This window comes from Neobacillus niacini, assembly GCF_000759675.1.
Taxonomy (GTDB): Bacteria; Bacillota; Bacilli; order Bacillales; family Cytobacillaceae; genus Neobacillus; species Neobacillus niacini_A.
In genome coordinates, this window is sequence record NZ_BAWM01000013.1 from 19,004 (window position 1) to 32,838 (window position 13,835).

Here is a 13,835-nt window from a genome sequence, read left to right on the forward strand (position 1 = left end):
GAAGTAAATAACAATCCTTTCACAATGGGGTAGGAGAGGGGATGTAATGTCGGCCTCAAGCAACGATAAACGCAGATATATGCCTGGTATTGATGGACTTAGAGCTGTAGCTGTCATTGGTGTTATTCTTTACCATTTAAATATCCCTTGGTTTCAGGGTGGGTTTTCAGGTGTAACGGTTTTCTTTGTATTATCCGGTTACTTGATTACGGACATCCTTATTGAAGAATGGAATAAAAATAATAAAATTAACTTCCTTCGATTTATGATAAGGCGTTTTCGCAGGTTGGCTCCTGCCTTATTGGTCATGATTTTTATCGTTACAGTTTGGGTAACATTCAGTGATCATCCTTCGTTTGAAAAATTACGTTCTGATTTATTGCCTTCACTTTTATATTTCACAAATTGGTGGTACATTTTCCATGAAGTTTCCTATTTTGATTCCTTCGGTCCGGCCTCACCGCTAACTCACATCTGGTCACTGGCAATTGAGGAACAATTTTATCTTATTTGGCCGCTGCTAGTGATTCTTGGTTTTACTTTTATTAATAGAAAAAGGTTTCGAGTTTTAGCTATCCTGGTCGGAATCGTCATTTCTGCTTGGTTAATGGCATTCCTCTATATACCAGGAGAAGATCCTTCTCGTGTGTATTATGGAATCGATACAAGAGCTTTTTCCCTGCTTCTAGGAGCAGCCCTTGCCTTCGTTTGGCCAAGTCAAAGATTATCTAAGACGTTGCCTAGACATGCAAGTTTGGTTTTGGAAATTGTAGGAATAACAGGCCTTCTGCTTATCATCATATTATTTATGGTTACGTCACAATTTGACCATTTTCATTATCAAGGTGGCATGCTTCTTTTATCCTTTATTACCACTTTAGTAGTTGCGGCATTAGCTCATCCTGCAAGTAAGCTAGCGAAATGGTTAAGTGTGATGCCTATCCGATGGATTGGAGTTCGTTCCTATGGAATATATTTATGGCATTATCCGATTATAATTTTAACCACACCGATTGTTAATACAGATGGAATAAACATTTGGAGATTAACCTTACAGATAGCGTCTACATTGTTTATTTCAGCTTTATCCTATCGATTTGTGGAAATACCAATTAGGAAAGGGCAGTTAAAAACTACTCAGAAACGATTAAGAAGTCTGCCTCTCATTCAACAAAGGATAGTTTTAGGAAGCTGTGCTGTACTATTTGTATTATTAGTGGGAATTGGAGTCGTATTTGCTACAAAAACAACCGTCATTGTTACTACTAAAGCACCCTTAACAGTTGAAACTATAAATGAAATTAATTTCAACAACGATCCAATCATAGAGCCTGAACCTGAAGAGGAGACCACCGTACCAGACCTTAAAATGAAGACCATTACGGTTATTGGTGATTCAATTCTCCATGATGTCGCTCCGTTCTTTAAAAACTATTATCCAGAAGCGGTTATCGATTACCGTGTCGGTCGGCAAATGTCTGAGATGCCTGAGGTGATTAAGCAACTAGAGGGCAGAGGGCAATTAGGGGAATATGTGATAATTCAACTAGGAACCAATGGACCTTTTGTTAAAACAGACTTAATAAATGTAATTGAAGGTCTCGAAAATAAAAAAGTGTTTCTAGTGAACTGTCGAGTACCCAGGGCATGGGAAACGACTGTCAATCGTACGTTAGAAGAAGTTGTTAACAGTGAGTTTAATACAATTCTCGTAGATTGGTATAGTGCCAGTGCTGGCCATCCGGAGTTTTTTGCAAATGATGGTGTTCATTTAACGAGAGTAGGCGGCGAAACCTACGCCAACCTATTAGTAGAACAAATGAAGGATTAAACACGTTGCATGAATTAATGTTTCATTTCGGATGAATAAGAACCTCAGAAAGGAAACTGAGGTTCTTTTTTCTATATGAGAAATAATTTGGTTTAGACTTAGTTTACATAATAAATTTACTAGTAAGTTTACAATTTTAGCTTCAAACAGTTATCCCACCCAATTAACAGTAAATATATATTAATATAAATAAGACGAGTTAGAAAAAGGAACACATTTTGTGGTTAAACTTCGAATTATATATCATTATAGCTTTAGAAGGTGGTTAAGATGAATCAAACTTTATTTTTTAGGCTTGAACAATTTATGCAGGAGAAAAAATGGAGTAAAACGGATTTAGCAAAACACTCCGGCATTCATCTTAGTGATATAAGTCGTATATTCAACCACAAGCAACCTCTTTCTCTACAAATTCTAGATGCAATCACCAAAGCATTTGGATTAGAAGAAGCTGCTTTATACACTGATTATATAGAAGAATGCTTCAACGAAAATCAGCATTTAGATAAACGGAGAACGATACAGTTCTTATATAAATGTGCAAGTGAAGGTTTCGAACAACTTTCTCATTCTATTTTAAACGCCATTTTAGAAGAAAAATCAAAAACGATAAGAAATAAGAATTTGATGTATATCTTTTCGGTTGCGGAGATGCTGTTTAAAGATGGAAAAGAAAAGGAAGCTTATCCTCTATATGAAATTATCATTGAAACAATGCCTAACCGATTCTCTGAGACACTGGCTATCAGTTATTTAAGACGGTTTCATATTGTTAGATTGACTGAGGAAGGTCAACAGGCTTTATCATATGTTTTGGAGCAGTTAGCGTATATGCCCATAGATGTGAAAATGGATGCCTATTTTTGGATTACCGCATTTTACTATAGACGTGAGCAGTGGAGAGAAGTGTTATATTACGCTGAGAAACTGGAGGCTATGGTCAACGATGGTGAATATTATGGCAGAGCCTTGCAGTATAAAAGTTTTGCGCTGAGACGCCTCGGTGGATCATTGGATGAAGTATTGAGCCTAACAGACCGATATGCACAGATTAACGAATTTTTCGCAGATATTGCTGTCGGAAACAGATTAGTTGCCCTGTTGGATTATGATTTTTTAGAGTATGTAGATGAATATCTTATATGGTTAGAAAATAGGGATGATATATATATGGGGTTGCCAAGATTGCTGGAGACATATGTAGAATTAGACCGATTAGATAATGCTGAGACATTATTGAAAAGATTCAAACCTGTGATCGATGATATATCTGTAAGTAAGGAATTCTTCAAGCAACAGGCTTATTTGCGTTATCGTTATGCACTCTCTTTGTATCTGTGTAAATGCAAATGTTTTCAAGAAGGGATGAATGAGCTATTAGAAGTAGCAAACTCAGCAAAGAAAATAGGAAATATGGAGATGCTAAAACGCTGTTTTTTTGTGTTTTGGACATATAGAGATCATGTGACTATTGAACAGGATGTAAAATATAAACAACTGCTCCATTAAAATTAGTTAGGTTTTCTAGTAAATGACAAAATGGAAGGAGAGCTCAATAGGGCTCTTTTTTTATTTTTAAAAAATAATTTGATAGAATTTCTCAAATTCAAAATTACCTCAAACTTACCTACAATTATACACTGATTATATAGAAGAATGCTTCAACGAAAATCAGCCTTTAGATAAACGGAGAACGATACAGCTCTTATATAAATGTGTACGTGAAGGTTACGAACAACATTCTCATGCTATTTTAAGCACCATTTTAGAAGAAAAATCAAAAACGATAAGAAATAAGAATTTGATGTATATCTTTACGGTTGCGGAGATGCTATTTAAAGCTGGAAAAGAAAAAGAAGCTTATCCTCTATATGAAATTATCATTGAAACAATGCCAAATCGTTTTTCAGAACCACTTGCAATCAGTAGCTTACTCAGCGAGTAAAATAGGAAATATGGAGATGTTAAAGCGCTGTCTCTGGCTGTTTTGGACATATAGAAATCATGTGACTGTTGAACAGGAAGAAAAATATAAACAACTTCTGCATGAAAGTTAGGGAAGTAAACACATAAATCTCATTTCTTTTTTCTTAAAATAACACAACTAAAATGACAAAATCGACAGAGAACTCATTAGGGCTCTCTTTTTTTATTTTGGCTCTAGTTATATAGCAAACTTTACTAAAAGTACCAATAAAAATAAAATAAATTGATTAAAAAAATAGAATTTGATGAAATTTCTCAAAATTAAAATTACATCAAACTTATATACAATGAAACCAGAAACAAAATAAGACAAGAGGGGTAAACCACATGAACAAAAAAACTGCAAAAGGTATTGCTAAACTAATCATTAAAGAGGGGAAGAGTGAGTTTGATGAAAAAACTTATTAAAGTTACTGCTGTTTTAACTCTTAGTACAGGAGTACTATTTAGTTCATTTCCTATCAGTAATCACCAGCCTGTTGTTAAAGCAACGTCTACTGACTCGATAGAGCAAGTATTATCAAAGCTGACAACAGAGCAACGTCAAGCTCTACAAAAATTAGAAGTAAGTAGTCAGGAAGGGCTCCAGTTATCACCTTCAGTAGATTTAGAGAGTTCAGATAATTTGTCGGTAATCGTGGAATTTAAGGACAAGCCGACAAAAGTTGCAGTCATTGAAGAAGCTGCAAATGGAAATAGTTTATCACTTTCAGAAGCAGAACAAAAAGCAAATGCAGCACAAGAAACGTTTAAAAATGATTTACAAACAATTTATAAAGAGGACTTAAAAGAAAATAAAAAATTATTTAAGATTAAGCACACTTATAAAAACTCTTTAAATGGTGTTGCAATTGAGCTTCCAGCAAATAAAGTAAAGTCATTACTACAATCGAAAGTTGTAAAAGCTGTTTGGCCAAATAATGTCTTTAAAGTTGAGCCACCTACTAGTCCAAAAGGATCTAGTGATTCGAAAAAAGTAGCAACTGAGGTATTTCCAGGAATCAATAAGTTACATGACGAGGGATTTACAGGTAAAGGGATTAAGGTAGGGGTAATTGATACAGGAATTGATTACAACCATCCTGATTTAACGGATGCATATAAGGGATACCGTGCACAAACAGGTGTTGATCCGAAAACAATTAGTCCAAGCTCGGTGAAAGGCTGGGATTTTGTCGATAATGATGCAGATCCGATGGAGACTACATACGACGATTGGAAGAAATCTGGCCTTCCCGAAAAAAGTCAAAGTGGATCAACCTTTTATACGGAGCATGGAACTCATGTTTCTGGAATCATTTCTGGACAAGGTAAAAATAATACAGATTACGCCGTAACAGGTGTAGCTCCAGATGCTGACCTTTATGTTTATCGTGTGTTAGGACAATTCGGTTCTGGATCAACTGAAAGTGTATTAGGCGGAATTGATAAATCTGTAGCCGATGGAATGGATGTTATCAATTTATCGCTTGGTAGTAATTTGAATGATCCAGAGAATATTGAAAGTCTGGCAGTTAACAATGCTGTTCTTTCAGGTGTTACAGCAGTAGTTGCAGCAGGTAATGCTGGAAACGAAATGTACACACTTGGGGCACCAGGTGCATCTGCATTAGCGATTACAGTTGGAGCAAATGATACGACTCAAGAAATTGCTATCTCAAAAGCAACTTTGCATGGTATAGAAGAGGTATCTGCGGATTTAAAATTGATAGGTAAAGGTTTTAATGACAAAGTAGATACATTACAAGGACAAAATCTACCAATCGTCTCAATTCCGAATTCAGGATCACCAAATGATTATAATGGAAAAGATGTAAATGGAAAAATTGTATTAGTCAATCGAGGTATTACAGCTCTTGTTGATAAAGTGAAAGAAGCACAAAAACACGGTGCTAAGGCAGTAATTATTGCCAATAATGTGGTTGGAGAAGGCTATATTCCGACTTATTTAGGTGCAGGGTATGGAATGATTCCAGCGTTCTCCGTATCAAAAGAACAAGCGACTGTCATTCAATCAAAACTTGGTACAGGAACACCAACATTCTCATTTGACGAAATGGGAAAAGAAACTGTACAAGGAAGCAAATTGGCAAGCTTCAGTTCTCGTGGTCCAGCTCGTATCACATACGATATTAAACCAGAAGTAACGGCTCCAGGCGTATCAGTCTTCTCGACTGTACCATCTTATATGCACGGAGCAGATCAAATTGGTAACTATCAATATGCATATGATAATTTATCAGGAACATCAATGGCTACTCCTAATGTAGCTGGGGTTGCTGCATTATTATTACAAGCAAATCCAAATTTAACGCCTGCTCAAATTAAAGAAACATTAATGAATACTGCAGACACATTAAATGGGGAGTACAGCGTGTATGAAGTAGGCGCAGGGCAAGTTGATCCTTATGAAGCGATGCATTCACAAACAAGAATTGAAGTATTAGATGAAACACTTGGATCACATGATAAAAAAGGTAACCTAAAAACAGTGAAAGATTTAACGGGTGCGCTTGCATTTGGCGTATTTGCACCGGGTGGAGCAAATGTAAGTGAAGAACGTTCACTATTTTTCTATAATAATAGCGATCAAGCAAAAACATTTGATGTGAACGTTACATTCCAAATAGATCGCAGGGGCTCATTGGATGCAGATGCAAATGGAGTCATGATTGAAACAGACAAGTCCATTAAATTAGAACCTAATGCGAAAAAGAAATCAGTTGTTTCGATTGCAGTTCCTAAATCAGCAGCAATTGGTACGTATGAAGGATATGTTACTTATACAAATCATGAAAACTCAGAAGAAACATACCAAGTACCATTCGCCATTAAAACAGTCGAAGAAGGAATAAACCCAGTAACAATGAGTCCACAAGCATTTACGCAAGTGTTCGATTCTGCGTATGCAGGACAATTAATTTATACGAATGCATTTCTCAGTATCAAATCCCATATGCGTACGATTGATGTCATTCTTGTTGACGGAAAAACGAACAAAGATTTAGGATTCGTTAGTACTTTGGATACTTTAGGCATGAATGAAAATGTGAATTATGGAGTTGCTAAAATATTTAATGGTCATTATTACAAAGCAACCGGTGATTCAGAGCACCCATTTGCTTATGACACTGATTTAGCAAAACCAGGTTTCTATAAACTAAAATTAATTGGAACAAATGATGCGGGTCGCACGTTCTCTCAAGAAGCACCTTTCTATTTTGATAATACGGCTCCAAAGATGACGGTTAACAGTCCTGACGTTGTTGAGTATAAAAATGGTCAAAGTACAGTGACGATTACTGGTTCAGTGTATGATAACGAAACAGAAGAGATGAAATCACTTGGCATGAATTTTAATCAAGGAAGTACTAGAGTGTTTTATAAAGACAATTTTGGAGGAAGAGATGTATCTGTTCCTGTCAATGCAGATGGTACATTTTCCGTTAATATTCCAACAAACTCAACAAGAGCAATGAATCTATCATTCTATGCAATGGACGCGGCATCTAATAAAACATTCAAAGAAGGTAGAGAGATCTTTGTTACACAAGACGATGTAGCTTATGGTTTCATGCAATCTGATAAACGATCTGCAAAAATGGGAGAAACAGCCCATGCGACATTAACTTTAAATAAAGTAAGCAATGTAAAACAAGTTGTTTATAAGTTTTATCATCACACTGATGTTGCGTCAATGAATGTCACACCACATCCAAGTTTGGCAGATAAAGTCAATGTAAATGTTGCGGAGAAGCTTTTTGCTGGTAATATATATGAAGCGACTGTAACAGTTACATTAAAAGATGGAGCAACTCCATTATCAGGAAATCTTTCTTTAGTAGATTTAGGATTTACTATGAGTAACACTTATACTGCATACCCTGTAATGTTTCCAGCTTATATACCAAGTGTTACGTATACAGATATAAATAATACGGCAAAAACAGCATTAAGCAGTAATCCTACAATTTATTTTATGGAACCAACGTATTCACTAGCTCGTGGTACCAATTACGCTGAGGCATTTACGATTTATTATGGAACACCAAATCAGCAACCTAATCAATCATATGATTATTCAAAAATGGGCATTAAAGTAAAAGCAACAAGTTCAAACGGCACGGTATACAATGGAACAGTTTCATCTTTAGTAGTATATAAAATACCTAATTTACCACTAAATGATGATCAATACGAACTTGAGTTTAATGTTCCTGGACATTTTACAGTACACAAAAACTTTACAATTGGCTTCAATGAAGAGGGTAAAGTCACATATCAAAATCTTTTATTACGACCAAACCCGGCTATTGCAGGGGACGTTAACAAAGATGATGTAATTGATGTAATGGATGCTTTGTATTTACAAAAGTATTGGGGTACAAACACTAGAGAAGCAGATATTAATTTTGATGGAGTTGTCGATGCAAAGGATATGGCATTTGTAGAAAAGAATTATTTAATGCAAAATCCAACAATTAACAATGCTCCAGTTCCTAATAAGAAATACAAATCTCAAACATTAGAAACAGTGAAGAGTGTATTAGGTTTATAAATAATAGGAAGAGAACAACTACTTAAATGATAAATCCCCGACTCAATCATGAATCGGGGATTTTTTAGCCTTGTTGTGGATCTCTTGATTGGAATGACATCGGCATTCCGTTTGGTGCTGATAATACTCAATTGTGTAGCTGGAAAGGGACAGGTCCCGAACATTTTAGAATATGTACAGACAAACATTATTTCTTTTCTATTTTTACTAATCCTTTACCTATATTATCTTTTTCAAAATAGCATATGACCTCATCATTGACTTGAATTTTATCACCCGAATCGATACTTTCAGCAGAAAAAACAATCTTTGTTCCATCATCACTTTGTCCGTAGTATTGGTCATCTTTAATTTTAGTGATTTTGTATTCTACCGTTTTGTATTCAGAGGAATCATTGCTTAGATTACTGACAGGAGCAGTGGTTTGAGTTTTTACTAAAAATAATACTAATAAAATTGCTGTGAGCATTCCAAGGATGATCATTCTTTTTAACATAATACTAACCTCCCACTAAGTATTTTAAAAGATGAAAGGGGAAAGTAAATCCTACTATATTCCTTTGGTCTTTCTACCTATAGCAGAATATCTCTATTATATTGAAGAAAAGGATTATTGAACATCACTGAAAACTAAAAATACGAACGTTAATAATAAAACGCGCACATAATTCTATCTAAACACGAACATTAATCGTTTTTTATAAAATATTATTCACATTTTATTGATTATCCACCAGTAACTTGTTATACTAACAACATACCAATTTAGAAACATAAAACATATATTATGAATTTTCATACTATTAGCATAATATTTATGATATTGTAATATATCTAAAAATTCACTATAATGATATTTGTTAGAATTTATAATCTACTTGAAGAGAGGCAGATAATTTAAAAATAATAGATAGAGGGAAAATAGCACTTTTATGTTCTTTTGGAATGGTGCACGATTATCTGAAACGAATGGGGGAAACATCTATGAAAAATCTATTGAAAAAGTGGAATCAAATCAGTCTGGTAAAACAAATATCTATTGGTTTATTGATTGGTATTATCCTGGCTGTCGCGATTCCCGAAGCAGCAAAACCCGTTGTCATTTTAGGATCTTTATTTGTAGGTGCTTTAAAAGCCATTGCACCAGTATTGGTACTTTTCTTGGTTATGTCAGCTATCGCGCAGCATAAGAGTGGTCAGCAAACGAATATGAAATCCATTATTTCTCTATATCTTTTAGGGACGTTTCTAGCTGGATTAATTGCCGTAATTGTAAGCTTTATTTTTCCTGTTAGTATTACACTTACAAAGGGCGCTGAGGATTTGGCGGCTCCAGGTGGTGTAGTAGAGGTTCTCAAAGCATTACTGTTGAACGTTGTCGATAACCCGGTAAATGCCATTGCAAATGCAAATTATATCGGTATTTTAGCTTGGGCGATTGTCCTAGGGTTGGCTTTAAGAAATGCACCAGATACAACAAAAACATTGATTACTAATTTTTCAGACGCCGTATCTAAAATGGTTACATGGGTAATCAAGTTCGCTCCATTAGGGATCATGGGTCTAGTTATTGAGTCAATTACAACAAATGGACTTGAGTCACTATTAAGCTATGGAAAATTACTTGTTGTCTTGATTGGATGCATGCTTTTTGTGGCTTTCGTTGTCAATCCACTCATTGTATTCGTAAACGTACGTCAGAACCCTTATCCACTTGTTTTCAAGTGCGTTAAGGAAAGTGGTATTACCGCATTCTTTACACGCAGCTCTGCTGCCAATATTCCTGTAAATATGAAATTATGTGAAAAACTAGATTTAGATAAAGATACTTATTCTGTATCGATTCCATTAGGTGCAACAGTCAATATGGCAGGTGCAGCGGTTACGATTTCTGTTTTGACTCTTGCAGCGGTTCATACACTTGGCATTCAAGTGGACATCCCTACAGCTATCATCCTCAGCGTATTATCCGCAGTATGTGCGTGCGGTGCTTCAGGGGTTGCTGGCGGCTCACTCTTATTGATCCCGCTTGCTTGTAGCTTATTCGGTATTCCTAATGATGTAGCAATGCAGGTAGTTGGAGTAGGTTTTGTCATCGGTGTTTTACAAGACTCTTTTGAAACTGCCCTTAACTCATCAACAGACGTCCTTTTCACAGCTACAGCTGACTATAGGAAGAGGCTTAAGGAAGGGAAAAAAGTAGATATCAAAAAAGTGGCTTAACAAAAAACTGATAATCCCTTTTGTTAAAACAGGAAACTGTCTTAACAGAAGGGATTTTTTTGAGAATTTAACAATGTAACAATGTTGTCAATATCTTATGGCCACTATAAAAAATGAAAGATGTATAATAAAAGTAGAAGATAAAGTTTTTATTTTGAGAGGATGAGAAAAATGTTAACGGATTATTCAAGAATCGTAGTTGCATATGATCATTCAGAATTAAGCAAAAAGGCTTTGAAAATGGCAATGAATTTAGCGAAGCAAGATAATCAAATTGAAATGATTGTAGTAATGGTTTTACAACCAGTAAGACCTATGCCTTATTCTTACGGATTTGTTACGGACTCCCAAGAAACTCAACGTGAAGAAGCAAATACCATACGAAATGAAATTCAGCAAGAACTGACTGAGCTCCCAAACAAAACAAGAACAGTATTATTAGAAGGAAATCCAGGACAAATGATAGTTGATTGTGTGAAGCAAAATGATGCAGATCTGGTTGTAATGGGAAGCAGAGGATTAAGTGGACTGAAGGAACTATTCTTGGGAAGCGTCAGTCATTATGTCGTACAAAAGGCACCATGTCCAGTTTTTATTGTAAAATAAACTAATAAAAACCTTATCAAAAAAGCTTGAAGAAGAAGTCTCAAAGGACAACTTCTACAAGCTTTTATTTTTGGAGACTAAAGGAATAAATTCAGCATAGCTATCTAAGTGATAATCAGCTTCAATGTTGTGATTTTGAAAGGCAACGGTTTTAATCCCTAATTTTCTTGCTGGAAGTAAGTCAAGTTCTCTGTCACCTACAACCAAATCAATGTGGTGATTTTTTAAGACATATTCATATGAAGCTGTATGAGTTTTTCTGTCGAACCCTTGCTCTTCAACGGAAACAATCTCTTTAAAATATTGGGTTAAACCAAATTTTTCAAGGAGATACATGGTAGATTCTCTATCACGATGGGTCACGATTATATTGTTTTCAACCGCTGATAGTACATCCTTTAAATGCTCAAAGGGTGTACTGTACTCTTTTGAGTAAAGTTTATCGATACTTTTATACTCTGCACGTTTTGCTTCATCAATGCCGTAATGTTTAAAGGTCGTTAGTGAATCAATTTTTAGCCATTTTAAAACCTCACTGCGATCGAGCTCACGCCGACTTAACTTTATAAATCCTTCCACCAGTGCTGGATATGTATCAAAAAGTGTTCCATCAAAATCCCATAATATGTTCAACATTTATCCCTCATTTCAAAAACTTATTCAAAATATCTCTCAAAAATAATACTGTATCATTATCTTTTTCATAAAACCAGCAGGGATTAAAAAACTTTACATATCAAAACTTGTAGACTATTATAAGAAATAATTACATAAAATTTTACCTACTAGGGGTGCCCTGATATACGGGCTGAGAGAAAAACTATTCGTTTTTTAACCCTTTGGACCTGATCTGGATGATACCAGCGTAGGAAAGTAGCAAAGTAGAAATTACCTTTTCTCTAACTATTTAAGTCAGGTCCAATTATGATGGATCTGGCTTTTTTATGTTTAAAAAACTAATAGAGTCACTAAAAAAGGGAGAAAGAAGATGGAGGTACTGTTATGAATAGGAAAGATTTAAGTTCAATTTTACAAAGAGTAAGAGAGGAAAACCCGCTCGTACATAATATTACCAATGTGGTTGTCACTAATTTTACGGCTAATGGACTTCTATCACTGGGGGCTTCACCCGTGATGGCTTATGCTCCAGAAGAGGTTGCAGACATGGTTCGGATTTCTCGTGCCCTCGTCCTTAACATCGGGACATTAAACTGGGAAGTTGTCGGCTCGATGATATTAGCAGGAAAAACGGCTAATGAACTTGGCATTCCGGTTATATTCGACCCCGTTGGAGCAGGTGCTACTCTTTTTCGAACGGAAATGGCACAAAAAATAATGGAAGAAGTGAAAGTATCTGTTCTTCGCGGAAACGCAGCTGAAGTTGCCAATGTTCTAGGGGAAAAGTGGGAGATCAAAGGTGTGGATGCGGGTGAACATCAAGGGAGTAGTGTGGAATTGGCTATATCCGCGGCACAAAAGCTTAATACCACAGTCGTGATTACCGGGAAAGAAGATGTGCTAACAGATGGAAAGACGACGTATTTGGTTTCCAATGGACATCCACTGTTAACAAAAGTGACAGGTACAGGCTGCCTGTTAACCTCTGTGATCGGAGCATTTGCGGGAGTGGAGAAGAATCTTTTACTCGCTGGATTATCTGCCTTAACCTTCTATGGAATCGCAGCGGAAAAAGCATTCGAAAAGGCGGGCAATATGGGGCCTGGCAGTTTTCAAATCGAATTTTTAAATCAACTTGCCCTTGTTACTTCAGAAGATATCGATCAATTAGCATCATTCAAACAGTTATAAGGAGTGGACACAATGAAAAAAGCATTAACAATTGCTGGTTCTGATAGCGGCGGTGGTGCCGGAATTCAGGCGGATATAAAGACTTTTCAGGAGCTAGAGGTTTTCGGTATGTCAGCTCTAACAGCTGTAACGGCCCAAAATACGCAAGGGGTTCAAGCTGTATTTCCGATGACAGCTGAGGCAGTTAGTAAACAAATCGAATCAATTGGCGAAGATATGAGTGCAGACGCTCTTAAAACAGGAATGCTGTTTAATGCAGAAATCATCCAAGCAGTTTCTGAAAAAATAGAATACTATAACTGGAAAAATGTCGTGGTTGATCCCGTTATGATTGCAAAGGGCGGCGCCTCTTTGCTTCAAATCGAGGCCATTACGGCAATGAAACAATATTTATTACCCCTTGCGATGGTCATTACACCAAACATTCCTGAGGCAGAAGTTTTAACAGGGATGTCGATTCGAACGCATGAAGATAAACAGGAAGCGGCAAAACGTCTTTATGATTTAGGAGTTAAGAATGTGGTCGTAAAAGGCGGGCATGACGAAGACCGACATCTATCGGTAGATTATTTGTATGATGGCAACGACTTTACCACCTTTACGAGTAGCAGAGTTCTGACAAAGAATACCCACGGAACAGGATGTACTTTTTCCGCGGCGATAACAGCTGAACTGGCCAAAGGTTTAAGTGTTTATGAGGCAGTATCGAAAGCAAAGCATTTTATCCAAGCAGCGATTGAAGATCAGCTAATGATTGGTCAGGGTCATGGACCAACCAATCACTGGGCATATCGAAAAAGAAATGTACTGACAAGGTAGGTG

The 13,835-nt window shown here is 36.2% G+C and carries 10 protein-coding genes and 1 riboswitch; of the genes, 8 read left to right on the forward strand and 2 right to left on the reverse strand.

Annotated features, from left to right (window positions below; translation table 11 throughout):
• The first annotated feature begins 46 nt into the window (after positions 1-46).
• From TR08_RS06115 to TR08_RS06125, 4 genes are all read left to right on the forward strand, one after another.
• On the forward strand, positions 47-1,831 hold the full coding sequence (locus TR08_RS06115; RefSeq protein WP_045516616.1) for an acyltransferase family protein: 1,785 nt from the start codon (positions 47-49) through the stop codon (positions 1,829-1,831).
• Positions 1,832-2,101: 270 nt separating this feature from the next.
• A complete protein-coding gene (locus TR08_RS06120) occupies positions 2,102-3,340 on the forward strand; it encodes a helix-turn-helix domain-containing protein (RefSeq protein ID WP_045516617.1) in 1,239 nt (412 codons plus the stop codon).
• Positions 3,341-3,632: 292 nt separating this feature from the next.
• On the forward strand, positions 3,633-3,776 hold the full coding sequence (locus TR08_RS32395) for a hypothetical protein (RefSeq protein ID WP_193747686.1): 144 nt from the start codon (positions 3,633-3,635) through the stop codon (positions 3,774-3,776).
• Positions 3,777-4,208: 432 nt separating this feature from the next.
• The gene (locus TR08_RS06125; RefSeq protein WP_045516618.1) at positions 4,209-8,375 is read left to right on the forward strand and encodes a S8 family serine peptidase; all 4,167 of its coding nucleotides are present in this window, start codon (positions 4,209-4,211) and stop codon (positions 8,373-8,375) included.
• A 187-nt stretch (positions 8,376-8,562) separates the two neighbouring features.
• Here TR08_RS06125 and TR08_RS06130 read toward each other — a convergent pair whose 3' ends face one another.
• Positions 8,563-8,871, reverse strand: coding sequence for a hypothetical protein (locus TR08_RS06130; protein WP_045516620.1), 309 nt, complete (start codon positions 8,869-8,871; stop codon positions 8,563-8,565).
• A 488-nt stretch (positions 8,872-9,359) separates the two neighbouring features.
• On the opposite strand from TR08_RS06130, the gene sstT reads away from it, so the two are divergent.
• Complete coding sequence (gene sstT, locus TR08_RS06135; protein WP_045516621.1) at positions 9,360-10,598, forward strand: serine/threonine transporter SstT; 1,239 nt, start codon at positions 9,360-9,362, stop codon at positions 10,596-10,598.
• 171 nt (positions 10,599-10,769) lie between these two features.
• On the forward strand, positions 10,770-11,204 hold the full coding sequence (locus TR08_RS06140; protein ID WP_045516623.1) for a universal stress protein: 435 nt from the start codon (positions 10,770-10,772) through the stop codon (positions 11,202-11,204).
• 54 nt (positions 11,205-11,258) lie between these two features.
• Here TR08_RS06140 and TR08_RS06145 read toward each other — a convergent pair whose 3' ends face one another.
• Entirely contained in the window at positions 11,259-11,837 is a 579-nt protein-coding gene (locus TR08_RS06145; protein WP_045516802.1) for an HAD-IA family hydrolase, read from the reverse strand.
• Positions 11,838-11,981: 144 nt separating this feature from the next.
• A riboswitch (TPP riboswitch) is annotated at positions 11,982-12,093 on the forward strand.
• 113 nt (positions 12,094-12,206) lie between these two features.
• Between TR08_RS06145 and thiM the strand changes: the two genes are divergently transcribed.
• Both thiM and thiD read left to right on the forward strand, forming a co-directional pair.
• Complete coding sequence (thiM, locus tag TR08_RS06150; RefSeq protein ID WP_045516625.1) at positions 12,207-13,013, forward strand: hydroxyethylthiazole kinase; 807 nt, start codon at positions 12,207-12,209, stop codon at positions 13,011-13,013.
• A 12-nt stretch (positions 13,014-13,025) separates the two neighbouring features.
• A complete protein-coding gene (thiD, locus tag TR08_RS06155) occupies positions 13,026-13,832 on the forward strand; it encodes a bifunctional hydroxymethylpyrimidine kinase/phosphomethylpyrimidine kinase (protein WP_045516626.1) in 807 nt (268 codons plus the stop codon).
• Positions 13,833-13,835: the final 3 nt, after the last annotated feature.

Coding starts and splice junctions, on each gene's coding strand:
- thiD (WP_045516626.1), top strand. CDS start 13,026: ATGAAAAAAGCATTAACAATTGCTGGTTCTGATAGCGGCGGTGGTGCC.
- TR08_RS06130 (WP_045516620.1), bottom strand. CDS start 8,871: ATGTTAAAAAGAATGATCATCCTTGGAATGCTCACAGCAATTTTATTA.
- sstT (WP_045516621.1), top strand. CDS start 9,360: ATGAAAAATCTATTGAAAAAGTGGAATCAAATCAGTCTGGTAAAACAA.
- TR08_RS06140 (WP_045516623.1), top strand. CDS start 10,770: ATGTTAACGGATTATTCAAGAATCGTAGTTGCATATGATCATTCAGAA.
- TR08_RS06120 (WP_045516617.1), top strand. CDS start 2,102: ATGAATCAAACTTTATTTTTTAGGCTTGAACAATTTATGCAGGAGAAA.
- TR08_RS06115 (WP_045516616.1), top strand. CDS start 47: ATGTCGGCCTCAAGCAACGATAAACGCAGATATATGCCTGGTATTGAT.
- thiM (WP_045516625.1), top strand. CDS start 12,207: ATGAATAGGAAAGATTTAAGTTCAATTTTACAAAGAGTAAGAGAGGAA.
- TR08_RS06125 (WP_045516618.1), top strand. CDS start 4,209: ATGAAAAAACTTATTAAAGTTACTGCTGTTTTAACTCTTAGTACAGGA.